General features: G+C 64.5%; 23 protein-coding genes. 16 read left to right on the top strand and 7 right to left on the bottom strand.

Annotation, left to right across the window (positions count from 1 at the left end; genetic code table 11):
• From serS to ftsK, 4 genes are all read right to left on the bottom strand, one after another.
• Nucleotides 1-1,281: a serine--tRNA ligase gene (gene serS, locus FHW81_RS26720; protein WP_003097631.1), complete on the bottom strand. Its 1,281-nt coding sequence runs from the start codon at nt 1,279-1,281 to the stop codon at nt 1-3.
• A 121-nt stretch (nt 1,282-1,402) separates the two neighbouring features.
• On the bottom strand, nt 1,403-2,728 hold the full coding sequence (locus tag FHW81_RS26715) for a replication-associated recombination protein A (RefSeq protein ID WP_003097632.1): 1,326 nt from the start codon (nt 2,726-2,728) through the stop codon (nt 1,403-1,405).
• Nucleotides 2,729-2,737: 9 nt separating this feature from the next.
• Nucleotides 2,738-3,364, bottom strand: coding sequence for an outer membrane lipoprotein chaperone LolA (lolA, locus tag FHW81_RS26710; protein WP_003090414.1), 627 nt, complete (start codon nt 3,362-3,364; stop codon nt 2,738-2,740).
• Between the two features lie 25 nt (nt 3,365-3,389).
• Complete coding sequence (ftsK, locus tag FHW81_RS26705; RefSeq protein ID WP_003119977.1) at nt 3,390-5,825, bottom strand: DNA translocase FtsK; 2,436 nt, start codon at nt 5,823-5,825, stop codon at nt 3,390-3,392.
• A gap of 227 nt (nt 5,826-6,052) precedes the next feature.
• Between ftsK and trxB the strand changes: the two genes are divergently transcribed.
• From trxB to infA, 4 genes are all read left to right on the top strand, one after another.
• Nucleotides 6,053-7,003 carry a thioredoxin-disulfide reductase gene (gene trxB / locus FHW81_RS26700; protein WP_003090421.1) on the top strand — a complete coding sequence of 317 codons (951 nt, stop codon included), beginning with the start codon at nt 6,053-6,055 and terminating at the stop codon, nt 7,001-7,003.
• Between the two features lie 37 nt (nt 7,004-7,040).
• Nucleotides 7,041-7,721 carry a leucyl/phenylalanyl-tRNA--protein transferase gene (gene aat / locus FHW81_RS26695; protein ID WP_003113368.1) on the top strand — a complete coding sequence of 227 codons (681 nt, stop codon included), beginning with the start codon at nt 7,041-7,043 and terminating at the stop codon, nt 7,719-7,721.
• 54 nt (nt 7,722-7,775) lie between these two features.
• Nucleotides 7,776-8,483 (top strand): arginyltransferase, encoded by a 708-nt coding sequence (locus FHW81_RS26690; RefSeq protein WP_003097644.1) that lies wholly within the window; start codon nt 7,776-7,778, stop codon nt 8,481-8,483.
• Between the two features lie 104 nt (nt 8,484-8,587).
• On the top strand, nt 8,588-8,806 hold the full coding sequence (infA, locus tag FHW81_RS26685; protein ID WP_002553999.1) for a translation initiation factor IF-1: 219 nt from the start codon (nt 8,588-8,590) through the stop codon (nt 8,804-8,806).
• An 81-nt stretch (nt 8,807-8,887) separates the two neighbouring features.
• On the opposite strand, the gene clpA is transcribed toward infA, so the two are convergent.
• Complete coding sequence (gene clpA / locus FHW81_RS26680; RefSeq protein WP_003090432.1) at nt 8,888-11,164, bottom strand: ATP-dependent Clp protease ATP-binding subunit ClpA; 2,277 nt, start codon at nt 11,162-11,164, stop codon at nt 8,888-8,890.
• Nucleotides 11,165-11,191: 27 nt separating this feature from the next.
• Entirely contained in the window at nt 11,192-11,560 is a 369-nt protein-coding gene (clpS, locus tag FHW81_RS26675; protein ID WP_003097649.1) for an ATP-dependent Clp protease adapter ClpS, read from the bottom strand.
• A 225-nt stretch (nt 11,561-11,785) separates the two neighbouring features.
• Between clpS and cspD the strand changes: the two genes are divergently transcribed.
• Entirely contained in the window at nt 11,786-12,058 is a 273-nt protein-coding gene (cspD, locus tag FHW81_RS26670; RefSeq protein WP_023087246.1) for a cold shock domain-containing protein CspD, read from the top strand.
• A gap of 72 nt (nt 12,059-12,130) precedes the next feature.
• On the opposite strand, the gene icd is transcribed toward cspD, so the two are convergent.
• The gene (icd, locus tag FHW81_RS26665) at nt 12,131-13,387 is read right to left on the bottom strand and encodes an NADP-dependent isocitrate dehydrogenase (protein ID WP_003090436.1); all 1,257 of its coding nucleotides are present in this window, start codon (nt 13,385-13,387) and stop codon (nt 12,131-12,133) included.
• A gap of 358 nt (nt 13,388-13,745) precedes the next feature.
• On the opposite strand from icd, the gene FHW81_RS26660 reads away from it, so the two are divergent.
• The 11 genes from FHW81_RS26660 to FHW81_RS26610 all read left to right on the top strand — a co-directional run bounded on the left by FHW81_RS26660 (nt 13,746) and on the right by FHW81_RS26610 (nt 25,937).
• A complete protein-coding gene (locus tag FHW81_RS26660) occupies nt 13,746-15,971 on the top strand; it encodes an NADP-dependent isocitrate dehydrogenase (protein WP_003116719.1) in 2,226 nt (741 codons plus the stop codon).
• An 86-nt stretch (nt 15,972-16,057) separates the two neighbouring features.
• Nucleotides 16,058-16,528, top strand: coding sequence for an NUDIX hydrolase (locus tag FHW81_RS26655; RefSeq protein WP_003097654.1), 471 nt, complete (start codon nt 16,058-16,060; stop codon nt 16,526-16,528).
• Nucleotides 16,529-16,571: 43 nt separating this feature from the next.
• Entirely contained in the window at nt 16,572-17,699 is a 1,128-nt protein-coding gene (gene mnmA, locus FHW81_RS26650) for a tRNA 2-thiouridine(34) synthase MnmA (RefSeq protein WP_003143820.1), read from the top strand.
• Nucleotides 17,696-18,316 (top strand): high frequency lysogenization protein HflD, encoded by a 621-nt coding sequence (hflD, locus tag FHW81_RS26645; protein WP_003116717.1) that lies wholly within the window; start codon nt 17,696-17,698, stop codon nt 18,314-18,316. The genes mnmA and hflD overlap by 4 nt, the downstream gene beginning before the upstream one ends.
• 2 nt (nt 18,317-18,318) lie before the next feature.
• The gene (locus FHW81_RS26640) at nt 18,319-19,209 is read left to right on the top strand and encodes a DMT family transporter (RefSeq protein WP_003097658.1); all 891 of its coding nucleotides are present in this window, start codon (nt 18,319-18,321) and stop codon (nt 19,207-19,209) included.
• A gap of 75 nt (nt 19,210-19,284) precedes the next feature.
• Nucleotides 19,285-20,655: an adenylosuccinate lyase gene (gene purB / locus FHW81_RS26635; RefSeq protein ID WP_003090442.1), complete on the top strand. Its 1,371-nt coding sequence runs from the start codon at nt 19,285-19,287 to the stop codon at nt 20,653-20,655.
• A 59-nt stretch (nt 20,656-20,714) separates the two neighbouring features.
• Nucleotides 20,715-21,884, top strand: coding sequence for a cupin domain-containing protein (locus FHW81_RS26630; protein WP_003119970.1), 1,170 nt, complete (start codon nt 20,715-20,717; stop codon nt 21,882-21,884).
• Complete coding sequence (locus FHW81_RS26625; protein ID WP_003090444.1) at nt 21,877-22,302, top strand: GNAT family N-acetyltransferase; 426 nt, start codon at nt 21,877-21,879, stop codon at nt 22,300-22,302. Before FHW81_RS26630 ends, FHW81_RS26625 begins: the two co-directional genes overlap by 8 nt.
• Nucleotides 22,303-22,308: 6 nt before the next feature.
• Nucleotides 22,309-22,929, top strand: a complete 621-nt coding sequence (locus FHW81_RS26620) for a hypothetical protein (RefSeq protein ID WP_003119969.1) — start codon at nt 22,309-22,311, stop codon at nt 22,927-22,929.
• Entirely contained in the window at nt 22,926-23,747 is an 822-nt protein-coding gene (locus FHW81_RS26615; RefSeq protein WP_003090446.1) for a secretin N-terminal domain-containing protein, read from the top strand. Before FHW81_RS26620 ends, FHW81_RS26615 begins: the two co-directional genes overlap by 4 nt.
• A 594-nt stretch (nt 23,748-24,341) precedes the next feature.
• Entirely contained in the window at nt 24,342-25,937 is a 1,596-nt protein-coding gene (locus FHW81_RS26610) for an isocitrate lyase (RefSeq protein ID WP_003090447.1), read from the top strand.
• Nucleotides 25,938-26,092: the final 155 nt, after the last annotated feature.

The following is a 26,092-nucleotide window of genomic DNA, read 5'->3' as shown; positions in this document are numbered from 1 at the left end:
TCAGCCGATCACCTCGATGCCAGCCATGTAGGGCTTGAGGACTTCCGGCACACGGATCGAGCCGTCCGCCTGCTGGTAGTTCTCCAGTACCGCCACCAAGGTGCGGCCGACGGCCAGGCCGGAGCCGTTGAGGGTGTGCACCAGCTCGGGCTTGCCGGTTTCCGGATTGCGGTAGCGGGCCTGCATGCGCCGGGCCTGGAAGTCGCCGCAGTTGGAGCAGGAGGAAATCTCGCGGTACTTGTCCTGGCTGGGAACCCAGACTTCCAGGTCGTAGGTCTTGGTCGCACCGAAGCCCATGTCGCCGGTGCACAGCGCCAGCACCCGATACGGCAACTCGAGCAGTTGCAGGACGCGCTCGGCGTTGGCGGTCAGGCCTTCCAGCGCCTCGTAGGAAGTGGCCGGATCGACGATCTGCACCATCTCCACCTTGTCGAACTGATGCTGACGGATCATGCCGCGGGTATCGCGCCCGGAGGCACCGGCCTCGCTGCGGAAGCACGGGGTATGGGCGACGAACTTCAGCGGCAATTGCTTGGCGTCGAGGATCTGCCCGGAGACGATGTTGGTCAGCGAAACCTCGGCGGTCGGGATCAGGTAGAGGTCGGCTTCGCCGTCGCGGCCGATCTTGAACAGGTCCTCCTCGAACTTCGGCAACTGGCCGGTGCCTTGCAGCGCCGGAGCCTGGACGAGATAGGGGGTGTAGGCCTCCTCGTAGCCATGCTCGGCGGTATGCAGGTTGATCATGAACTGCGCCAGGGCGCGATGCAGGCGGGCGATCGGGCCGCGCATGAGGGCGAAGCGCGCGCCGGAAAGCTTGGCGGCGGTCTCGAAATCCAGCCAGCCGTGCCGTTCACCGAGGGCGACATGGTCCTTGACCTCGAAATCGAAGGTCTTCGGCGTGCCCCAGCGACGCACTTCGACGTTGGCGTCCTCGTCGGCACCGACCGGCACCGACTCGTGCGGCAGGTTGGGAATGCCCAGCAGCATGGCATCCAGTTCGCCCTGGATGGCGTCCAGCTGGCGCTTGCCTTCCTCCAGCTCGGAGCCCATGCGATCGACATCGGCCAGCAGCGGCGCGATATCCTCGCCACGCTGCTTGGCCTGGCCGATCGCCTTGGAACGCGCGTTGCGCTCGGCTTGCAGCTGCTCGGTACGGGTCTGTACCGACTTGCGCTGCTCTTCCAGCGCTTCGATGCGTGCGACATCCAGTTGGAAGCCACGGGTGGCCAGGCGGGCAGCCACTTCTTGCGGCTGGGTGCGTACCAGTTTGGGATCGAGCATGCTCTTTTCTCGTCTCGTGTCGGTTATCGGCGGTTCGTGGCCCGGTTGGCGCTTCGCCGGCCCCGGCGACGTCATCGACGCCGTCGCGGAAGCCTGGCTAGCTCCGCCGAGCCCATACCGCTCAGGATTTTCTGCGTTGGCGGGGACTGGTGCGATCCAGCTCGGCCAGGTGTTCCAGCTTGTCGCGGATCTTCAGTTCCAGGCCCCTCGGCACCGGTTGATAGTAACGCCGCGGCTCCAGATCCTCGGGGAAATAATCCTCTCCGGCGGCATAGGCATCCGGCTCGTCGTGGGCGTAGCGGTATTCCTCGCCATAGCCGAGGCTCTTCATCAATTTGGTCGGCGCGTTGCGCAAGTGCAATGGCACTTCCCGCGAGCCGCTTTCGGCGACGTCGCGCATCGCCGCGTTGAACGCGCTGTACACCGCATTGCTCTTCGGCGCACAGGCCAGGTAGACGATGGCCTGGGCCACCGCCAGCTCGCCTTCGGGGCTGCCCAGGCGCTCCTGCACGTCCCAGGCCGACAGGCATAGGCCGAGGGCGCGAGGATCGGCGTTGCCAACCTCCTCGCTGGCCATGCGCACCACCCGCCGGGCGATGTACAGGGGATCGCAGCCGCCGTCGAGCATACGCGCGAACCAATAGAGTGCCGCGTCGGGATTGGAGCCGCGCACCGACTTGTGCAGCGCGCTGATCTGGTCGTAGAACGCCTCGCCGCCCTTGTCGAAACGTCGGCGGGTATCGCCGAGCAGATTCTGCAGCAGCTCGGGGCTGATCTCGCTGCCGTCCTCGGCGAGGTCGGCAGCGTTCTCCAGCAGGTTCAGCAGGCGCCGCCCATCGCCGTCGGCGGCGGCCAGGAGAACCTGGAAGCTCTCCTCCGGCAGCCTCAGCTTGCGCTTGCCGAGGCCCTTGTCCTCGTTCAGCGCGCGGCCCACCAGCTTGCGCAGGGCGGCTTCGTCGAGGCTCTTGAGGACATACACGCGAGCCCGCGAGAGCAGCGCATTGTTCAACTCGAAGGACGGGTTCTCGGTGGTCGCGCCAATGAAGATCAGCGTGCCGTCTTCCACATAGGGCAGGAAGGCATCCTGCTGGCTCTTGTTGAAGCGGTGCACCTCATCGACGAACAGGATGGTCCGGCGCCCGTATTGCGCCGCGTGCTGCTTGGCCACCTCGACCGCCTGGCGGATCTCCTTGACCCCGGACAGCACCGCGGAAATGGTCTCGAAATGGGCGTCCGACACCTGCGCCAGCAGCCGCGCCAGGGTAGTCTTGCCGACTCCCGGCGGGCCCCAGAAGATCATCGAGTGCAGCGCGCCCTGCTCCAGCGCCTCGCGCAAGGGCTTGCCGCGGGCCAGCAGGTGTTCCTGCCCCACGTACTCGTCCAGGTTTGCGGGCCTCAGCCGTGCCGCCAGGGGCTGCGCGACGGGCTCGCTGCGGAACAGATCCACGGCTTGCGCTTACTCCTGGATCACGTCGACGCCCGGCGGAACGTCGAAGGTGAATTGCTTGGCATCCAGCGCCTCGTTCATCTTCACGTCGAAGAACAGGATGTTGGTGCGCTGGCCGACGCCATCGATCATCTGCATGTCGTTCACCTTGCCGCTGCGGAACGACAGGCGCAAGGTGTCGAAGAGGGTGTCCTTGGTCTTCGGCTTGAGCACGAAATCGACTACGTTGCCGCCCTCCTTGTAGGTGATGGCGAAGCTTTCGCTGATCTTCGAGATGTCGCCGGAGAGCAGCAGCGCCGGCGTCTGGGTCAGGCGCTGATCGAGCTTCTGGATGGTCACCTGCTCCAGGTCCGGGTCGTACAGCCAGACCTTCTCGCCGTTGGAAATGAGCAATTGCTCGTTCGGCGCATCGGTATGCCAGCGGAACAGTCCCGGCCGCTTCAGGCTCAGTTGGCCGGCGGTTTCCTGCAGGCGCGTGCCGCTACCGTCCAGGGTCAGTTGGGAAAAACGCGCGGTCAGGGTCTGGGCCTTGTTCAGCAGGCCGGTCAGGCGCTGGACAGCGGCGCTGTCGTCGGCATGGGCCAGCGAAGCGCCCATGGCCAGGGCGGCAACGAACAACGTGCGGATCAGTCGCATCGGAATCCTCTAAAACCTGTCGGGTTCAATCACGAACCGGCGCCGGCGCGATGACTTCGCGGGAGCCGTTGGTATTCATCGGGGTGACCACGCCGGCCATCTCCATCGCCTCGATCATCCGCGCGGCGCGGTTGTAGCCGATCTTCAGCTTGCGTTGCACGGCGGAGATCGATGCCCGGCGACTCTCGGTGACGAAACGTACCGCCTCGTCGTAGAGCGGGTCGTCCTCGCTGCCTTCGCCGGAGCCGTCGCCGCCATCGAAGGAACCGCCACCGCTGCCGCCTTCGTCGACGCCAGCGAGGATGTCCTCGATGTAGTCGGGCGCGCCGCGCAGCTTCCAGGCCTCGACCACCCGGTGCACCTCGTCGTCGGAAACGAAGGCGCCGTGCACGCGAATCGGCAGGCCTGTGCCCGGCGGCAGGTAGAGCATGTCGCCGTGGCCGAGAAGCTGTTCGGCGCCACCCTGGTCGAGGATGGTGCGCGAGTCGATCTTGCTGGAGACCTGGAAGGCGATCCGGGTCGGGATGTTGGCCTTGATCAGGCCGGTGATCACGTCCACCGACGGCCGCTGGGTCGCCAGGATCAGGTGGATACCGGCCGCCCGCGCCTTCTGCGCGATACGGGCGATAAGCTCCTCGACCTTCTTGCCGACGATCATCATCATGTCGGCGAATTCGTCGACCACCACCACGATGGTCGGCAGGGTGCTCAGCTGCGGCGGCTCGTCGTCCGGGCTTTCGCGACGGAACAGCGGGTCGGTCAGCGGCGTGCCAGCCTCCTCGGCGTCCTTCACCTTGCGGTTGAAGCCAGCCAGGTTGCGCACACCCATGGCCGCCATCAGGCGGTAGCGCCGCTCCATCTCCGCCACGCTCCAGCGCAGGGCGTTGGCGGCTTCCTTCATGTCGGTGACCACCGGGCAGAGCAGGTGCGGGATCCCTTCGTAGATCGACAGTTCGAGCATCTTCGGGTCGATCATGATCAGTCGCGCCTCGCTCGGCGTGGACTTGAACAGGATCGACAGGAGCATGGCGTTGACCCCCACCGACTTACCGGAGCCGGTGGTACCGGCCACCAGCAGGTGCGGCATCTTCGCCAGGTCGGTGATGATCGGCCGACCGCCGATGTCGTGGCCCAGGGCCAGCGGCACGGTGGACTTGTGCTCGTCGTACTCCGGCGACGACAGCACTTCGGAGAAGCGCACCATCTGCCGGTCTTCGTTGGGAATCTCGATGCCGACGGTGGTCTTGCCGGGAATCACTTCCACCACCCGCACGCTGATCACCGCCAGCGAGCGCGCCAGGTCCTTGGCCAGGTTGGAAATGCGGCTGACCTTGACCCCCGCCGCGGGCTGGATCTCGAAACGGGTGATCACGGGGCCCGGATGCACCGAATCCACGCTGACCTCGACGCCGAACTCCTTCAGCTTGATCTCCAGCAGGCGCGACATCGCCTCCAGCGACTCGGGCGAGTAGCTCTTCTGCTTCACTTCCGCCGGATCGAGCAGCGACAGCGGCGGCAGGGTGCCCTCCACCGCCGTATCGACGAACAGCGGCGCCTGCTTCTCTTTCAGCACGCGCTTGCTCGGCTCCGGGGCCTTCGGCGGCGGTGGCGGATCGATCTTCGGCGGCGGGCGCTTCTCCCGCTCGCTCATGTGCTTGGCCAGGGCCTCTTCGCGTTCCAGCAGGCGCTCCTTGGCCTTGGACTGTTCGCGGCGGTCCGGCACGCTCGGCGCCACCACCTCGGCGACGCGCTCGTCGACCTCGCGCAGTTGCGCGACCAGTTGCTTGCGCTCGGCGCGCGCGCCCATCCAGCGATTGAAGGCGTTCTGGATCAGTTCGAAGAAGTCCAGGGTGATCTTGCCGGTGACATCCATCACCTTGAACCAGGAGAGGTCGGCGAACACCGTCAGGCCGAAGAGGAACAGGGCGAAGAACACCAGCGTGCTGCCCTGCACGTTCAGCGCATCCACCGCGACGCGGCCCAGGCTCTGGCCGATGGCGCCGCCGGCCGAGGCGCTGGCCGGCATGTGGCCGCTGGCGTGGAAATGGATGTAGGCCAGTGCCGAGCCGGCCAGGATCAGGAAGATCAGCCCGACCAGGCGCCAGGAAAACAGCCAGGTGTTCCATTCCCACGGCAGGTTGCGGCGGCGGAATACCTGCCAGGTCTTGATGCCCAGCAACAGCGGAAAGAGGTAGGCGAAGTAGCCGAGCGTCATGAACAGGATATCGGCGGATACCGCACCGAGCCGACCGGCGGCATTCTGCACCTGGTCAACCTGGCTCGAGTGACTCCAGCTCGGATCGGCCGGGTCATAGGTGAGCAGAGCCATCCACAAGTAGAGGCAGAGCGCGCCCAGCGCGATCAGGACCCCTTCCTTCAGGCGGGAATGCAGTTGCTGACGCCATGCGGCGGCATGGCTCGCGGTGGTCGAATCCTTCAAATCGCTATTTTTCCTGCGCACGGCTGGTGCTTTAGAAGCTGTCTTGGTCAAAACGCGCCTATTGTACGGCTTTAGGGAAACTCTGAAAAATCACACCCGAAATCAGCGGCAATCCGTGCGTGGCTGATCCCGGCCCCGGGGTTTTGCCGGCCTTTTGCGGATAGGTGTAGCATAGCCGGCAGAACTCTTCAGGCGGCTCCATTGGAGCACGCATTTTCTTATGTGACAAAGGCTTATGGAGTCTTTTTATGAGTGAAGTCAAGCATTCGCGCCTCATCATCCTGGGCTCCGGTCCGGCCGGCTATACCGCCGCCGTGTACGCCGCACGCGCCAATCTCAAGCCAGTGGTGATCACCGGCATCCAGCCAGGCGGCCAGCTGACCACCACCACCGAAGTCGACAACTGGCCGGGCGACGTCGAAGGCCTTACCGGCCCGGCGCTGATGACCCGCATGCAGCAGCACGCCGAGCGTTTCGACACCGAGATCGTCTACGACCACATCCACACCGCCGAGTTGCAACAGCGCCCCTTCACACTGAAGGGCGATAGTGGCACTTATACCTGCGATGCATTGATCATTGCCACCGGTGCCTCCGCGCAATACCTGGGCATGTCGTCGGAAGAAGCCTTCATGGGCAAGGGCGTTTCCGCCTGCGCCACCTGCGACGGCTTCTTCTACCGCAACCAGGTGGTCTGCGTGGTCGGCGGCGGCAATACCGCCGTCGAGGAAGCGCTGTATCTGGCCAACATCGCCAAGGAAGTCCACCTGATCCACCGTCGCGACAAGCTGCGCTCGGAGAAGATCCTCCAGGACAAGCTGTTCGACAAGGCCGAGAACGGCAACGTGCGCCTGCACTGGAACACCACCCTGGACGAGGTGCTGGGCGACGCCAGCGGCGTCACCGGCGTACGCCTGAAGAGCACCATCGACGGCAGCACCAGCGAGCTATCGCTGGCCGGCGTGTTCATCGCCATCGGCCACAAGCCGAACACCGACCTGTTCCAGGGCCAACTGGAAATGCGCGACGGCTACCTGCGGATCCACGGCGGCAGCGAAGGCAATGCCACCCAGACCAGCATCGAAGGCGTGTTCGCCGCCGGCGACGTGGCCGACCACGTCTACCGCCAGGCCATCACTTCCGCCGGCGCCGGCTGCATGGCCGCGCTGGATGCCGAAAAATACCTCGACGACCATTGATCGGACCCGGGGGAGGCCCGCCCTCCCCTACCCCGCCATGCTGACCTGGCTTTCCCGCACCGACTTCGACTTTCCACCCCTCGACAAGGCCCTGCAGGAGCCCAACGGGCTGCTCGCGGCCGGCGGCGACCTCAATCCGCAACGCCTGGTCGCAGCCTATCGCCACGGCTGCTTCCCCTGGTACCAGGATGGCCAGCCGATCCTCTGGTGGTCGCCCGACCCGCGCACCGTCCTGTTCCCCGACGAACTGCACGTTTCCCGCAGCCTGGCCAAGTGCCTGCGCCAGCAACGCTTCGAAGTCACTTTCAACCGTGACTTCCGGGCGGTGATCCAGGCTTGTGCCGCGCCGCGTAACTACGCCGACGGCACCTGGATCACCACGCCGATGCAACTGGCCTACCAGGAGCTGCACCTGCGCGGCATCGCCCACTCCGTGGAAGTCTGGCAGGAGCGACAACTGGTCGGCGGCCTCTACGGCCTGGCCATGGGCAGGCTGTTCTTCGGCGAATCGATGTTCAGCCGCGCCGACAACGCTTCCAAGGTCGGCTTCGTCACGCTGGTCCGCCATCTGCGCGACGCCGGCTTCGTCCTCATCGACTGCCAGATGCCGACCCGCCACCTGCACAGCCTGGGCGCCCGCGCCATCAGCCGGGGGGAATTCGCCGACTACCTGCAACGCTATCGCGACCAGCCTCCTACCGGCGACCTGGATTTTTAGGCGAGTTTCCGTGCCTGGCATAAACTTGCTTATGGGTCCCTGCTGGAGTTCACCATGACCGAACTCGCCCGACTGAAGTTCTACGCGACGCAACCGCACCCGTGCAGCTACCTGCCCGAGGAGCAGGCAACCACCCTGTTCCTCGATCCCAGCCAGCCCATGGACACGCAGCTGTACGCCTCGCTGTCGGAGGTCGGCTTCCGCCGCAGCGGCGACCATCTCTATCGTCCGCACTGCCAGCATTGCACCGCCTGCATCGCCGCGCGCATACCGGTCGCCGGCTTCAGCCCGAACCGCCAGCAGCGGCGCATCCTCAAGCGCAATGCGGAACTGCAGGTGATCCGCAAGCGACCGAGCTTCAACGAGGAGTACTACGACCTCTATCGGCGCTACATCGAGCAACGCCACGCCGACGGCGACATGTATCCGCCCAGCCGCGACCAGTTCGCCACCTTCCTGGTTCGCGACCTGCCCTTCTGCTGCTTCTTCGAGTTCCGCCTGCATGGCCGCCTGCTGGCCATAGCCGTGACGGACGTGCTGCCGAACGGACTCTCGGCCGTCTATACCTTCTACGATCCCGACGAAGAGCAGCGCAGCCTGGGACGCTACGCGATCCTCTGGCAGATCGCCGAGACCGAACGCCTGGGCCTGCAGGCCGTCTACCTGGGCTACTGGATCAAGAATTGCCGCAAGATGAACTACAAGACCCAGTACCGCCCCATCGAACTGTTCGTCAACCAGCGCTGGGTCGCCCTCACCTGATAGCCGTGTGGCGCTATTGTCGATTTTCTGGCACAATGCACGCCGCTTTTCACGGCCCACCTCTCATTGAAAGGGCCACCCACAGATACCGAGGGCTCTACTGCATGTCGAAAGAAGACAGCTTCGAAATGGAAGGTACTGTCGTCGACACCCTGCCCAACACCATGTTCCGTGTGGAGTTGGAAAATGGGCACGTCGTCACCGCGCACATCTCCGGCAAAATGCGCAAGAACTACATCCGCATCCTCACCGGCGACAAGGTCCGCGTGGAACTGACGCCCTACGACCTGAGCAAGGGCCGCATCACCTACCGCGCCCGCTGAGTCGACACGAGCCGCTGCGGCTCGCCGATTGCAAAAGAAAACGCCCGGCATCTGCCGGGCGTTTTCGTTGCCGCGCCCGGATCAGGCGGGCTCCGCCGCCGTGATCTCGAACTCGAAGGCCAGCTCGTCGCCCTTCAGGTCGACATGCACCAGGCCGCCATGCTCGGCCAGCTCGCCGAACAGGATCTCCTCGGCCAACGGCCGCTTGATCTTGTCCTGGATAAGCCGCGCCATCGGTCGCGCACCCATCTGCACGTCGTAGCCCTTCTCCGCCAGCCAGCCGCGCGCCGCATCGCTGACCTCGAGCTGGACGCGCTTGTCCTCCAGCTGCGCCTGCAGCTCGGTGAGGAACTTGTCGACCACGCTCTTGATCGTCTCGGTGCTCAGGCGGCCGAACTGGATGATGGTATCCAGGCGGTTGCGGAACTCCGGGGTGAAGCTCTTCTTGATCACTTCCATCGCATCGGTGGTGTGATCCTGCTGGTTGAAGCCGATCGACGCGCGCGCCGCCACTTCCGCGCCGGCGTTGGTGGTCATGATCAGGATGATGTTGCGGAAGTCCGCCTTGCGCCCGTTGTTGTCGGTCAGGGTGCCGTGGTCCATCACCTGCAGCAGCAGGTTGAAGACCTCCGGGTGAGCCTTCTCGATCTCGTCGAGCAGCAACACGCAGTGCGGGGTCTTGGTGATCGCCTCGGTGAGCAGGCCGCCCTGGTCGAAGCCGACGTAGCCCGGAGGCGCACCGATCAGCCGCGACACGGTATGCCGCTCCATGTACTCGGACATGTCGAAGCGCACCAGCTCCACACCCAAGGCCTTCGCCAACTGCCGCGCCACCTCGGTCTTGCCCACGCCGGTGGGACCGGCGAAGAGGAATGAGCCGACCGGCTTGTCCGGCGCCTTGAGCCCGGCCCGGGACAGCTTGATCGCCGTGGACAGCGACTCGATGGCGTCGTCCTGGCCGAACACGGTCAGCTTGAGGTCGCGTTCGAGGTTGCGCAGCAACTCCTTGTCGGAGGTGGTGACGTGTTTCGGCGGGATCCGCGCAATCTTCGCCACGATATCCTCGACCTGCGCCACCTCGATGCGCTTCACGCGCTTCTCTTCCGGCTGCAGGCGCTGGTAGGCGCCCGCCTCGTCGATGACGTCGATGGCCTTGTCCGGCATGTGCCGGTCGTTGATGTAGCGCGCCGCCAGCTCGGCCGCGGCGCGCAGCGCCTCGTCGCTGTACTCGATGTGGTGATGCTGCTCGAAGCGCCCCTTGAGGCCCTTGAGGATGCCATAGGTGTCTTCCACCGACGGCTCGGTCACGTCGACCTTCTGGAAGCGCCGCGCCAAGGCCCGGTCCTTCTCGAAGATGCCGCGGAACTCCTGGAAGGTGGTCGAGCCGATGCAGCGGATCTCGCCCGAGGACAGAACCGGCTTGAGCAGGTTGGAGGCGTCCATTACCCCGCCGGATGCCGCACCGGCGCCGATGATGGTATGGATCTCGTCGATGAACAGCACCGCGTGCGGGCGCTTGCGCAACTCGTTGAGCAAGGCCTTGAAGCGCTTCTCGAAGTCGCCGCGGTACTTGGTACCCGCGAGCAAGGCACCCAGGTCGAGGGAGTAGACCACGCTGTCGGCCAGCAGGTCCGGCACCTGGCCATCGACGATGCGTTTGGCCAGGCCCTCGGCGATGGCCGTCTTGCCGACCCCCGCCTCGCCTACCAGCAGCGGGTTGTTCTTGCGCCGGCGGGCAAGGATCTGCGCCACCCGCTCGACTTCATGCTCACGCCCCACCAGCGGGTCGATCCGCCCCTGGCGAGCCAGCTCGTTGAGGTTGCTGGCATAGGCGTCCAGCGGATGGTTGGACGTGGCCGACTCGCCACCTTCCTCATCCTGCATATCCTGCTCCCCATCCTGCGGATGTTCGGCATGCCCGGGCACCTTGGAGATACCATGGGCGATGTAGTTCACCACATCGATACGCGCGATGCTCTGCTGCTTGAGCAGGAACACCGCCTGGCTTTCCTGTTCGCTGAAGATCGCCACCAGGACATTGGCCCCGGTCACTTCGCGCTTGCCGGAACTCTGCACGTGGAACACCGCACGCTGCAGGACGCGCTGGAAGCCCAGCGTCGGCTGGGTTTCGCGCTCGTCGTCGTGCTGCGGGATCAGCGGCGTGGTGGAATCGATGAATTCCTGCAGGTCGCGCCGCAGCTTGTCCAGGTTGGCACCGCACGCACGCAATACCGTTGCCGCCGCCTCATTGTCCAGCAAGGCCAGCAGCAGGTGCTCAACCGTCATGAATTCATGGCGTTTGGCCCTCGCCTCCTTGAAGGCGAGATTGAGGGTGACTTCGAGCTCTCGATTCAACATGGCTTCACCTCGCTCCCAAACATCCGATCAACTGTCTTTCTCTATCTCGCAGAGCAATGGATGCTGGCTCTCCCGTGCATACTGATTGACCTGCATCGCCTTGGTTTCGGCCACGTCCCGGGTAAACAAGCCGCAGACCGCCTTACCCTGAGTATGTACCGTCAACATGATCTTGGTGGCTTTTTCCCGGTCCATGTTGAAGAACACTTCCAGCACTTCAACAACAAAGTCCATCGGCGTGTAATCGTCGTTGAACAGTACCACCTTATACAACGGTGGCGGCTGTAATACAGGCTTCGACTCCTGTACCGCGAGCCCCGCCCCTTCGTCCTCGTGCTCATGAGGCTCGGGATGGTCCTGATTGAATGTTAGTCGAATCTGGCTAGGTGCATGCATGAGGAAAAAAAGCTTTGCCTTTCTGGAAAGTTATGGACCGACATGATGTTGATCCGTTTCTCAGGCGTATGGTTCAGCGCCTTGACTAACTGCAAAAGGGTGTTACAAACAATGGAATACCCCTACAGGGTATCAGGGGTTCCGCACCCGTCTCGACCCAGGTCGGACGCGGGATCGTAGTGGATGATACTCCAGCGTTGGAGTCCTTTGCAGAGGGATATGAGCATGCTCAGCGGTAAGGTCAAGTGGTTCAACAACGCCAAGGGCTACGGGTTCATCCTGGCCGAGGGCCGAGATGAGGACCTGTTCGCCCATTACTCGGCCATTCAGATGGACGGTTACAAGACACTCAAGGCGGGCCAGCCGGTCAATTTCGAGATCATCCAGGGACCGAAGGGACTGCATGCCATCAACATCAGCCCCGCCACCGCGACAACCGCCGCACCCTCCGCCCCCGCCCCGCAGGAAGAGCCGCAGGCGACGCCCGTCGAAGCCTGACCCCAGCGCGGATGCGGAAATGAAAAAGGCCGGTGCGAACCGGCCTTTTTCTCGTTCGGGCGCTAGCCCTTCCTACATCTTGGCAATCATCGCGTCGCCGAACTCCGAGCAGGACAGCAGGGTCGCGCCGTCCATCAGGCGTTCGAAGTCATAGGTCACGGTCTTGGCGGCGATCGCCCCGTTGGTGCCCTTGATGATCAGGTCGGCCGCCTCGGTCCAACCCATGTGGCGCAGCATCATCTCCGCGGAGAGGATCAGCGAACCCGGGTTGACCTTGTCCTGGCCGGCGTACTTCGGCGCGGTGCCGTGGGTCGCCTCGAACATGGCCACCGAATCGGACAGGTTGGCGCCGGGCGCGATGCCGATGCCGCCGACCTCGGCCGCCAGGGCGTCGGAGAGATAGTCGCCGTTCAGGTTCAGGGTGGCGATCACGTCGTACTCGGCGGGGCGCAGCAGGATCTGCTGCAACATGGCGTCGGCGATCACGTCCTTGACCACGACGTTCTTGCCGGTCTTCGGATTCTTGAACTGCATCCACGGACCGCCGTCCAGCAGCTCGGCGCCGAATTCATCGCGCGCGACTTCGTAGCCCCAATCCTTGAAGGCACCCTCGGTGAACTTCATGATGTTGCCCTTGTGCACCAGGGTCACCGAACTGCGGTCGTTGTCGACGGCGTATTGCAGGGCCTTGCGCACCAGGCGCTTGGTGCCTTCCTGGGAAACCGGCTTGATGCCGATGCCGCAGTTCTCGGTGAAGCGGATCTTCTTGACGCCCATTTCCTCGGTGAGGAACTTGATGACCTTCTCCGCTTCCGGCGAACCGGCCTTCCACTCGACGCCGGCATAGATGTCCTCGGAGTTCTCGCGGAAGATCACCATGTCCACGTCGCCGGGCTTCTTCACCGGGCTGGGCACGCCTTCGAACCAGCGTACCGGGCGCTGGCAGACGTAGAGATCGAGTTGCTGGCGCAGGGCCACGTTCAGGGAGCGGATGCCGCCACCGACCGGGGTGGTCAGCGGGCCCTTGATGGAAACCACGTAGTCGCGTACGGCGTCCAGGGTTTCCTGGGGCAGCCAGGTGTCCTGGTCATAGACCTGGGTGGCCTTCTCGCCGGCGTAGACTTCCATCCAGGCGATCTTGCGCTCGCCCTTGTATGCTTTTTCCACTGCAGCGTCGACAACCTTGATCATGACCGGGCTGATATCGACGCCGATGCCATCACCCTCGATGAACGGGATGATCGGGTTCTTCGGTACGCTCAAGGACATGTCGGCATTCACAGTGATTTTGTCACCGGTCGCCGGCACCTGGATCTTTTGGTATCCCATGCTGAACTCCGTGTTGTGGTTAAAACCCTGTTGCAGCCTTCTAGGGTAGCCCAGTTGTCCGCCCGGAAACCACATCTTCCTTAGTCTAAACAGGCGAGCGCATCAGCCCGGCGAGAGGGTGGTATACTGCGCGCCATGACTTCGCAGTCATCGAGGTCCGAGCAGTCTGGGACCAGACCCTCTCCCCTCGCAGCGTCGGGTTCGCCACCATGAACCCGCCGTACAACGCTCTACTGGCGCCCCTATATCCCGCGGCATATCTCGATTTCGATTCAACCCGATGTTGAGCGAAGGCATCGCGTCCACCAACGCGTATCGAGACTCTGTGCGCGCCCAGCAAAAAAGAGAGTTACCGTAGATGTCCATCCGCTCGAAGATCACCTACACCTTCACCGACGAAGCACCCGCGCTCGCCACCTACTCGCTCCTCCCCATCGTCAAGGCCTTTGCCGCTTCCGCCGGCATCGACGTCGAGACCAGCGACATCTCTCTTGCAGGACGCATCCTGGCCAACTTCGCCGACCGCCTCGAAGCCGACCAGCGTATCGAAGACGACCTCGCCCGCCTGGCGGTCCTGGCCACCTCGCCCGACGCCAATATCATCAAGCTGCCCAACATCAGCGCCTCGGTGCCCCAGCTGAAAGGCGCGATCGCCGAGCTGCAGGGCCTGGGCTACAAGGTTCCCGACTTCCCGGAAGACCCGCAGACCGACGAAGAGAAAGAGGTTCGCGCACGCTACGCGAAGATCCTCGGCAGCGCAGTGAATCCGGTCCTGCGCGAAGGCAATTCCGACCGTCGCGCGCCTGCCGCAGTGAAGGCCTACGCCCGCAAGCACCCGCACTCCATGGGCAAGTGGAGCATGGCCTCGCGCTCCCACGCCGACTACATGCGCGGCGGCGACTTCTTCTCCAGCGAACAGTCCATCACCATGGCCAAGGCCGGTGACGTGCGCATCGAATTCGTCGGCAAGGACGGCAAGGTCGAGGTCAAGAAGCAACTGAGCCTGCAGGAAGGCGAAGTGCTCGACAGCATGTTCATGAGCTGCGGCAAGCTGCGCGACTTCTTCGAGAAGACCCTGCAGGACTGCAAGGAAACCGGCGTCATGTGGTCCCTGCACGTCAAGGCGACCATGATGAAGATTTCCCACCCGATCGTCTTCGGACATGCGGTGAGCGTCTACTACAAGGACGTCTTCGACAAGTGGGGCCAACTCTTCGAAGAGCTCGGCGTGAACCCGAACAACGGTATCTCCAGCGTCTACGACAAGATCAAGTCGCTGCCCGCCTCCCAGCAGGAAGAGATCCTCCACGACATCCACGAGGTGTACAGCCACCGCCCGGAAATGGCGATGGTCGACTCCGTGAAAGGCATCACCAACCTGCACATTCCGAGCGACGTCATCGTCGACGCCTCGATGCCGGCGATGATCCGCAACTCCGGCCAGATGTGGGGCAAGGACGGCAAGCAGAAAGACACCAAGGCGGTAATGCCGGAAAGCACCTACGCCCGCATCTACCAGGAGATGATCAACTTCTGCAAGACCAACGGCGCCTTCGACCCGACCACCATGGGCAGCGTGCCGAACGTCGGCCTGATGGCGCAGAAGGCCGAGGAATACGGCTCCCACGACAAGACCTTCGAAATGACCGCCGACGGCACCATGCGCGTGGTCCTGGCCGACGGCAGCGTGCTGATGCAGCACGACGTGGAGACCGGCGACATCTGGCGCGCCTGCCAGACCAAGGACGCACCGATCCGCGACTGGGTCAAGCTGGCCGTCACCCGCGCACGCCAGTCCGATACCCCGGCGATCTTCTGGCTGGACCCGGAGCGCGCCCACGACCGCGAACTGCGCAAGAAGGTCGAGCTGTACCTCAAGGACCACGACCTGACCGGTCTCGACATCAGCATCATGGGCTACAACGAGGCCATTCGCGTCAGCATGGAACGCCTGATCCGCGGCAAGGACACCATCTCGGTGACCGGCAACGTCCTGCGCGACTACCTGACCGACCTGTTCCCGATCATGGAACTGGGCACCTCGGCCAAGATGCTCTCCATCGTTCCGCTGATGGCGGGCGGCGGCATGTACGAAACCGGCGCCGGCGGCTCGGCACCCAAGCACGTCCAGCAACTGGTGGAAGAGAACTACCTGCGCTGGGACTCCCTGGGCGAGTTCCTGGCCCTGGCCGTGTCCCTGGAGGAAACCGGGATCAAGACCGGCAACGCCAAGGCCAAGCTGCTCGGCAAGGCGCTGGACGAAGCCACCGGCAAGCTGCTGGACAACAACAAGTCGCCGTCGCGCAAGGTCGGCGACATCGACAACCGCGGCAGCCACTTCTACCTGGCGATGTACTGGGCCCAGGCCCTGGCCGCCCAGGACGAAGACGCTGAGCTGAAAGCGCACTTCGCACCGCTGGCCAAGGCCCTGACCGAGCAGGAAGCGACCATCGTCGCCGAACTCAATGCGGTCCAGGGCAAGCCGGCCGAGATCGGCGGCTACTATCGCTCCAACCCGGAGCTGACCAGCAAGGTGATGCGCCCCAGCGCCACCTTCAACGCGGCGATCGACAGCCTGGCCTGATGGCGTCACGCTGACGAAGCAGAAACCCCGAGCCTACGCTCGGGGTTTCTTTTTATCGAGGCCTTTTCCGTACCGAGGAGACATCCATGAGCTGGCATCCCCATGTCACCGTAGCGACCATCGTCGAGGACCAGGGCCGCTTCCTGCTGGTCGAGGAACAGGCCGACGGCCGCGAGGTGCTGAACCAGCCCGCCGGGCACCTGGAGCCCGCCGAAAGCCTGCTCGAGGCCGCCCTGCGCGAAACCCTCGAGGAAACCGGCTGGGAGGTCGAGCTGAGCGCCGTCACCGGCATCTACCTGTACACCGCGCCGTCCAACGGTGTCACCTATCAGCGCGTATGCTTCGCCGCCCGCCCCGTGCGCCACCACCCCGAACGCGCCCTCGACGACGGCATCATCGGCCCGCGCTGGCTGACCCGCGACGAACTGGCCGCCCAGCCGCAGCGCTGGCGCAGCCACCTGGTGCTGCGCTGCATCGACGACTACCTGGCCGGCGGCCGCTATCCCCTGGCGCTGATCCGCGACACCCACGTGTCGCCCTCCCTGCCCCAGGCCTGATAGAATCCGCGTTTTACGAATTCGCCCGTGACGCCTGATCGCTATGTCTGAATCCGCCCCCACCCCACGCCGCGAGCGCGTGATCGTCGGCATGTCCGGCGGCGTCGACTCGTCCGTCTCCGCCCTGCTCCTGTTGCAGCAGGGCTATCAGGTCGAAGGCCTGTTCATGAAGAACTGGGACGAGGACGACGGCACCGAATACTGTACCGCCCGCGAGGACCTGGCCGACGCCCAGGCCGTCTGCGACCGGATCGGCATCAAGCTGCACACGGCGAACTTCGCCGCGGAATACTGGGATAACGTGTTCGAGCACTTCCTTGCCGAGTACAAGGCCGGCCGTACGCCGAACCCGGACATCCTCTGCAACCGCGAAATCAAGTTCAAGGCGTTCCTCGACTACGCGCTGATGCTCGGCGCGGACCTGATCGCCACCGGCCACTATGTGCGGCGCCGCGACCGCGACGGGCGCACCGAGCTGCTCAAGGGCCTGGACCCGAACAAGGACCAGAGCTACTTCCTGCACGCGGTGGGCGGCGAGCAGATCGCCCGCAGCCTGTTCCCCGTCGGCGAACTGGAGAAGCCGGAAGTCCGCGCCATCGCCGAGAAGCATGGCCTCGCCACGGCGAAGAAGAAGGACTCCACGGGCATCTGCTTCATTGGCGAGCGACGCTTCACCGATTTCCTCAAGCAGTACCTGCCGGCCCAGCCGGGCGACATCGAGACCACCGAAGGCAAGGTCATCGGTCGCCACAGCGGCCTGATGTACCACACCATCGGTCAGCGCCAGGGCCTCGGCATCGGCGGTCTCAAGGAAGCCGGCGACGATCCCTGGTACGTGCTCGGCAAGGACCTGCAACGCAACGTGCTGCTGGTCGGCCAGGGCAACGACCACCCGCTGCTGTTCTCCCGCGCCCTGCTGGCCTCGCGAATCTACTGGGTCAACCCGGTCGAACTGGAGCGGCCGCGCCGCCTGCGGGCCAAGGTGCGCTACCGGCAGAGCGACCAGGACTGCGTCCTGGAGAAAATCGCCGAAGGCTACCGCGCGGTGTTCGACGAACCGCAGCGCGCAGTGACCCCGGGGCAATCGGTGGTGTTCTACGACGGCGACGTCTGCCTCGGCGGCGGCGTGATCGAAACGGCGGAAGCCTGGGATTTCGGAGGACGCCCGTGAGCGATCCGCGACAGCAACTGATTGCCCTCGGCGCCGTCTTCGAATCCGCAGCCCTGGTCGACAAGCTGGCACGCACCGGGCAGATCAGCGAAGCCCCGATGGGCTGCATGCTCGGCAGCCTGCTGGCGCGCAACCCGGCCAGCACCCTGGACGTCTACGGTGGCGACAGCCTCAACCTGCGCGACGGCTTCAAGGCCCTGGCCAGCGCCCTGGAGCGCAAGCCCGGCAGCCTGCAGCGCGAACCGCTGCGCTACGCCCTGGCGATGCTGACCCTGGAACGGCAACTGGACAAGCGCGGCGACATGCTCGACCTGATCGGCCAGCGCCTCGACCAGGTCGAACAGCAGGTCCAGCACTTCGGCCTGGTCCACGAGAACGTCATCGCCTCGTTCGCCAGCATCTACCAGGACACCCTCAGCACCTTCCGCCAGCGCATCCAGGTACACGGCGACATGCGCCACCTGCAGGTCAGCAGCAACGCCGCGCGGATCCGCGCCCTGCTGCTCGCCGGCATCCGCTCGGCGCGGCTCTGGCGGCAACTGGGCGGCAGCCGCTGGCAGATGGTGTTCAGCCGGCGCCGGCTGCTCAACGAACTCTATCCCCTGCTGCGCGGCTAGCCATGGCCATGGCCGGGAGCCAGCCGCAACGGCGCAACAGCCCGACCCAGGGCGCCGCCATGCTGGCTCTTTCGGCGCTGTTCTTCGCCCTGATGGGCGGCCTGATCCGCGAGGCTTCCAGCACCGTCAACAACGAAACCGTGGTGTTCTTCCGCAACCTCGTCGGCGTGCTGTTCTTCCTGCCCCTGGCGCTGACTCGCGGCATCGGCCCGCTGCGCACCCGCCGCCCGCTATCGCACCTGCTGCGCACCACCTACGGCCTGGGCGGCATGTACTGCTACTTCTACGCCCTCGCCCACCTACCGCTGACCGACGCCATGCTGTTCAGCTATGCCGCGCCGGTGTTCACGCCGCTGATCGCACACCTGTGGATCAAGGAGCCGCTGACCCGCCGCATGATGGTCGCCACCCTGGTCGGCTTCCTCGGCGTGCTGCTGGTGGCCAGGCCCAGCGGCGCGGTAGTGGCGCCGATCGCCCTGGTCGGCATCGCTTCCAGCCTGATGGCCGCCTGTGCCTTCGTCTCGATCCGCGAAATGAGCGACAGCGAGCCGGCCTATCGCATCGTGTTCTACTTCGCCCTGTTCGGCACCCTGTTCTCCGCCGTGCCGCTGGCCTGGGCCTGGCAGCCGCTGAACGGCCAGGAACTGCTCCTGCTGCTAGGCGCCGGACTGTTCGCCAGCCTCGGCCAACTGACCATGTCGCAGGCCTATGCCCTGGCCTCCCCGGGAGTGATCGGACCGATCGCCTACATGGCCATCGTTTTCGCCGGGGTGATCGCCTGGCTGCGCTGGGACGAACTGCCCAGCCACACGTCGCTGCTCGGCGCCGCCCTGATCTTCGCCGCCAGCCTGATCCCCCTGCTGGGCAACCGCCCCGCCGAAAGGCCCCGCTGAATGCCCCACCGGGGCGCACCTTTCATGTATGATATGCGCCCCTTTTTCGTTGACTTCCAGCCACGAGAACGTCTCATGCAGCTTTCCTCGCTCACCGCGGTATCCCCCGTCGATGGCCGCTATGCCGGCAAAACCAGCAGCCTGCGTCCGATCTTCAGCGAATACGGCCTGATCCGTTTCCGCGTCATGGTGGAAGTCCGCTGGCTGCAGCGCCTCGCCGCCCACGCCGGGATTCCCGAGGTCGCGCCGTTCTCCGCCGAAGCCAACGCCCTGCTCGACAGCCTGGCCAGCGACTTCCAGCTGGAACACGCCGAACGCATCAAGGAAATCGAGCGCACCACCAACCACGACGTGAAAGCCGTGGAGTACCTGCTCAAGGAACAGGCCGCCAAGCTCCCGGAGCTGGCCGCGGTCAGCGAGTTCATCCACTTCGCCTGCACCTCCGAGGACATCAACAACCTGTCCCACGCCCTGATGCTCCGCGAGGGTCGCGACAGCGTGCTGCTGCCGCTGATGCGCCAGATCGCCGAGGCCATCCGCGAACTGGCGGTGAAATTCGCCGACGTGCCGATGCTCTCCCGCACCCACGGCCAGCCCGCCTCGCCGACCACCCTGGGCAAGGAACTGGCCAACGTCGTCTACCGCCTGGAGCGGCAGATCAAGCAGGTCGCCGGCATCGAGTTGCTGGGCAAGATCAACGGCGCCGTGGGCAACTACAACGCCCACCTGTCCGCCTATCCCGAAGTCGACTGGGAAGCCAACGCCCGCCAGTTCATCGAAGGCGACCTCGGCCTGACCTTCAACCCCTACACCACCCAGATCGAGCCGCACGACTACATCGCCGAGCTGTTCGATGCGATCGCCCGCTTCAACACCATCCTCATCGACTTCGACCGCGACGTCTGGGGCTACATCTCCCTCGGCTATTTCAAGCAGAAGACCGTGGCCGGCGAGATCGGCTCCTCGACCATGCCGCACAAGGTCAACCCGATCGACTTCGAGAACTCCGAGGGCAACCTCGGCATCGCCAACGCGCTGTTCCAGCACCTGGCCAGCAAGCTGCCGATCTCGCGCTGGCAGCGCGACCTGACCGACTCCACCGTGCTGCGCAACCTCGGCGTCGGCATCGCCCACAGCGTCATCGCCTACGAGGCCAGCCTGAAGGGCATCGGCAAGCTGGAGCTGAACGCCCAGCGCATCGCCGAGGACCTGGACGCCTGCTGGGAAGTCCTTGCCGAGCCGGTGCAGACCGTGATGCGTCGCTATGGCGTGGAAAACCCCTACGAGAAGCTGAAGGAACTGACCCGCGGCAAAGGCATCAGCGCCGAAGCCTTGCAGACTTTCATCGAAGAGCTGGCGATTCCCGCCGAGGCCAAGGTCGAGCTGAAGAAGCTGACCCCGGCCGGCTACGTCGGCAATGCCGCCGCCCAGGCCAAGCGCATCTGAGCACGCAACCCTTTTGCACGCCCGGCTGCGCCGGGCGTTTTTGTTTCAAGGACTTAACCATGAATGCTGATACTCCCCTGCAACTTCTGGGCGGACTGACCGCTGCCGAATTCCTCCGCGACTACTGGCAGCGCAAACCGCTGCTGGTCCGCCAGGCGATCCCGGACTTCGAAAGCCCGCTGTCCGCCGACGAGCTGGCCGGGTTGTCGCTGGAGGAGTCGATGGAATCGCGCATCGTCCTCGAACACGGGAAAACCCCGTGGGAAATGCGCCGTGGCCCGTTCCAGGAGGAGGACTACCAGCACCTGCCGGAACAGGACTGGACCCTGCTGGTGCAGGCGGTAGACCAGTTCGTCCCGGAAGTCGCCCAACTGCTGGAGCAATTCCGCTTCCTGCCCAGCTGGCGGATCGACGACGTGATGATCAGCTACGCCGCTCCCGGCGGCGGCGTCGGTCCGCACTTCGACAACTACGACGTATTCCTGCTTCAGGGCCACGGACGCCGGCGCTGGAAAGTCGGACAGATGTGCAGCAGCGACAGCCCGCTGCGCGAGCACGCCGACCTGCGCATCCTCGCCGACTTCGAACAGAGCGACGAGTGGGTCCTGGAGCCCGGCGACATGCTCTACCTGCCCCCGCGCCTCGCCCACTACGGCATTGCCGAAGACGAGTGCATGACCTACTCGATCGGCTTCCGCGCGCCCAGCGCCGCCGAAGTGCTGACCCATTTCACCGACTTCCTCGGCCAGTTCCTCTCCGACGAGGAGCGCTACACCGATGCCGGCCTGCAACCGGTAGGCGACGATCCGCACCAGATCCAGCGCGACGCTCTGGAGCGCCTGCAGGGCCTGATCCAGGAGCACATGAGCGACGAGCGCCTGCTGCTGACTTGGTTCGGCCAGTTCATGACCGAACCGCGCTATCCCGAACTGGTTGCCGGCGAGGAGATCCCCGAAGAGGAGCTGTTCGGCGCCCTCGAGGATGGCGCGCTGCTGGTGCGCAACCCCAGCGCCCGCCTGGCCTGGAGCGAGATCGACATCGGCCTGGTGCTGTTCGCCAGCGGCCAGAGCGTACTCCTGCCCGGGCAGCTCAAGGAACTGCTGAAGCTGGTCTGCTCGGCCGATGCGTTGCATCTGGAAAACCTCGGCCAATGGCTGGCCGATGACGATGCGCGTAAGCTGTTGGCGGAGTTGGTCAAACAGGGCAGTTTGGAGTTTGCAGATGAATAAGATCCGCGTACGCGTAGCCGACTGGCAGAAGGACAATGCCGAGCTGCGCCGCATCCGCGAAGCGGTCTTCATTGCCGAACAGTCGGTTCCGCCGGAACTGGAGTGGGACGCCGAAGACGACGAAGCCGTGCATTTTCTCGCCTATGAAGGCGAATACGCGATCGGCACCGCGCGCCTGCTGGGCGACGGGCACATCGGCAGGGTCTCGGTACTCAAGGACTGGCGCGGCCTGAAGGTCGGCGACGCGCTGATGCGCGCGGCCATCGAGGAAGCCGAGCGACGCGGCCTGAAGCGCCAACTGCTGACCGCGCAGGTCTATGCCATACCCTTCTACGAGCGACTGGGCTTCAAGGTCGACAGCGGCGAGTTCCTCGACGCCGGCCTGCCCCATGTCGACATGGTTCGCGACAGCGACTGAGGCCCGATGAGCGACGCCCCGGAGACCTCGCCGGCCGACCTGCCGGCCATCGAATTCAGCTCTCCGGGGTGCTTTGCGGTACGCAACCCGGCCAGCGCCGCGCTGCCTGCGGAACGCTGGGAACCAGCGCCATTCCGCCTCGGCGAACATGAGCCGCTGGAGCGCTTCGAGCATCCGCAGGAAGCCCGCGCCCATGCCCTGGCCCTCCTGCAGCAGGCCCGCCGCTCGCTCTGCCTGCACAGTCCCGACCTGGAAAGCTGGCTCTATCACCACAGCAGCATCCAGGAAGCCTGCACCCGTTTCCTCCTGGCCAATCCACGCAATCGCCTGCGTATCCTCGTTGGCGACAGCGCCCAGGCCGTGCGCAACGGCCACCGCCTGATCAGCCTTTCGCGCCGCCTGTCGAGCAACTGCCTGATCCGCCGGCTCAACCCGGACTACCCTAAAGAGGACGACGCCTTCCTCCTGGCCGACGACCAGGGCCTGCTACTGCGCCCGAAACCGGCGCAACCGGCGGGCTACGCCTGCTACCGTGCCGCCGGGCGGGTGCGTCAACTCCAGGCCCGCTTCGAGCAGGCCTGGGACACCAGCCTTTCCGACCCGGACCTGCGGAGCTTCCTCCTGTGACCCTGTTGCGCACCACCCTGCTCTCCTCGCTGCTGGCGACGGTCGTTCTCGGCGCCTCGGCCGCCCCGCGCACCGAAGTGATCCCGCTCAACTACCGCACCGCCGACGACGTGATGGCGGTGGCCCAGTCGGTCATCGGCAGCGAAGGCAAGGTCACCGCCTATGGCAACCAGTTGATCGTCAATGCCGAGCCGGCGAAGATCCGCGAGTTGCAATCGGTCCTGCAGCAGATCGACTCGCGCCCGCATCGCCTGCTGATCACCGTGGATACCAGCGAGAACCTGCAACAGGACAGCCGCGGCTATTCGGTGGATGGTTCGGCCAGCGCCGGCAACATCGAGATCCAGAGCGGCCGCGGCGAGGTCAACGGCAAGGATCGCGTCCGCATCATCCGTCGCTCCACCGACAGCCGTTCCGGCGGCAGCCAGCAGGTCCAGGCCACCGAGGGCTACCCGGCGCTGATCCAGGTCGGCCAGAGCGTCCCCATCACCAGCACCGCCACCGGTCCCTACGGGCAGATCTACAGCCAGACCGAATACCGCAACGTCAACCGCGGCTTCTACGTCACCGCGACGCTGACCGGCAACCTGGTGCACGTCACCATCAGCTCCAGCAATGACCGCCTCAGCCAGAGCCATCCCGGCGTCATCGATACCCAGAGCACCGACACCCGGGTCAGCGGCAAGCTCGGCGAGTGGATCACCCTGGGCGGCGTCAGCGAACAGAACCAGGCCGACCAGCGCGGCTTCGTGCGTCGCTACTCGACCCAGGGACGCGACGACACCAGCCTGCGCCTGAAAGTCGAAACCCTCGACTGACCGACGGCGCTCTTTCCAGCGCGAATTGCCTCCCGCTCCGGCAAAGCCGCGGGGCGCGGGCTCTTGCGGGCATTTTCGATGCAAACGGAAACATCTCGACCAGACAAGACCATCCGGTCACTCTTAGACCTTCGTGTAGTAGTCTTGAAAAAACACTACAAAACGTTTGACGACGGATTTTTTCCAGAGCATGATGGCCCCGCTCCCGCTAATCAGGGGCTCTGAAACGACGAGCTCCCGGTGCCTGCGCCGATACGCCCTCGGCCTCCACCGTGTTGATCTGCCCACAAGGCGGCTTGACGAGATTGCGACTGGAACGAAGTTGTCCTGAGGGACGGGGAAGCGTTTACGTATCAGCCAGATCGAAAGACTCGACAGCGAGTCGCCCACCGGCAACCACGAGCCGAACGGCACTTGATCCAGTCGAGAAGCACGGTCCGCGAACTGTTCGTCTCCACCCCCTCCTCGGCGTCATTCTTCGCCACGGTCATTCTCTCGCCATGCAGCGGTGAGCCACCCGCAAGACAACCTTCACCAGCAGGTTTTGAGTGGGTCAGTCGGTGCTCAACCAATACATTTCTTGAAGGATTGACCATGTCCGCATATCAGAACGAGATCAAGGCAGTTGCCGCGCTGAAAGAGAAGAACGGCAGCAGCTGGAGCGCGATCAACCCCGAGTACGCAGCTCGCATGCGTATCCAGAACCGCTTCAAGACCGGCCTGGATATCGCCAAGTACACCGCGGCCATCATGCGCAAGGACATGGCCGAATACGATGCGGACTCCTCCGTCTACACCCAGTCGCTGGGTTGCTGGCACGGCTTCATCGGGCAGCAGAAGCTGATCTCGATCAAGAAGCACCTGAAGACCACCAACAAGCGCTACCTCTACCTGTCCGGTTGGATGGTCGCCGCGCTGCGCTCCGACTTCGGCCCGCTGCCGGACCAGTCCATGCACGAGAAAACCGCGGTTTCCGGCCTGATCGAAGAGCTGTACACCTTCCTGCGCCAGGCTGACGCCCGCGAGCTGGACCTGCTGTTCACCGGCCTGGACGCTGCCCGCGCCGCTGGCGACAAGGCCAAGGAAGCCGAGCTGCTGGCCCAGATCGACAACTTCGAAACCCACGTGGTGCCGATCATTGCCGACATCGACGCCGGCTTCGGCAACGCCGAGGCGACCTACCTGCTGGCCAAGAAGATGATCGAAGCCGGCGCCTGCTGCATCCAGATCGAGAACCAGGTGTCCGACGAGAAGCAGTGCGGCCACCAGGACGGCAAGGTCACCGTTCCGCACATCGACTTCCTCGCCAAGATCAATGCCGTACGCTACGCCTTCCTCGAGCTGGGCGTGGACGATGGCGTGATCGTCGCCCGTACCGACTCCCTGGGCGCCGGCCTGACCAAGCAGATCGCCGTGACCAACGAGCCGGGCGACCTGGGCGACCTGTACAACTCCTTCCTGGATTGCGAAGAAATCTCCGAGGCCGAGCTGGGCAACGGCGACGTCGTGATCAAGCGCGAAGGCAAGCTGCTGCGTCCGAAGCGCCTGGCTTCCAACCTGTTCCAGTTCCGCAAGGGCACCGGCGAAGATCGCTGCGTCCTGGACTGCATCACCTCGCTGCAGAACGGCGCCGACCTGCTCTGGATCGAAACCGAGAAGCCGCACGTCGGCCAGATCAAGGCAATGGTCGATCGCATCCGCGAAGTGATTCCGAACGCCAAGCTGGTCTACAACAACAGCCCGTCCTTCAACTGGACCCTGAACTTCCGCCAGCAGGTGTTCGATGCGTTCGTCGCCGAAGGCAAGGACGTTTCCGCCTACGACCGCAACAAGCTGATGAGCGTCGAGTACGACGACACCGAGCTGGCCAAGGTCGCCGACGAGAAGATCCGCACCTTCCAGCGCGATGGCTCGGCCCACGCCGGCATCTTCCACCACCTGATCACCCTGCCGACCTACCACACCGCCGCGCTGTCCACCGACAACCTGGCCAAGGGCTACTTCGCCGACGAAGGCATGCTGGCCTACGTGAAGGGCGTGCAGCGCCAGGAACTGCGCCAGGGCATCGCCTGCGTCAAGCACCAGAACATGGCGGGCTCCGACATCGGCGACAACCATAAAGAGTACTTCGCAGGCGAAGCCGCTCTGAAGGCCAGCGGCAAAGACAACACCATGAACCAGTTCCACTAAGGAACAGGGGCCAGCCGGGCAGCCACGATCTGCCCGGCCCGCCTCGCGAAAACCCCGGCTCCGGCCGGGGTTTTTCATTTCCGGATCATGGCAAAAGGCCTCGAGTGCCTGTCATCGTCCCGTCGCTTTCAGCGGTTAGCGTCAATGCTCCGTCG

The organism is Pseudomonas sp. RC10-4-2 (assembly GCF_050433085.1).
GTDB classification, from domain to species: domain Bacteria; phylum Pseudomonadota; class Gammaproteobacteria; order Pseudomonadales; family Pseudomonadaceae; genus Pseudomonas; species Pseudomonas aeruginosa.
Note: the sequence above shows the minus strand (reverse complement) of the source record. Positions and strands in the feature narration are given on the sequence as shown.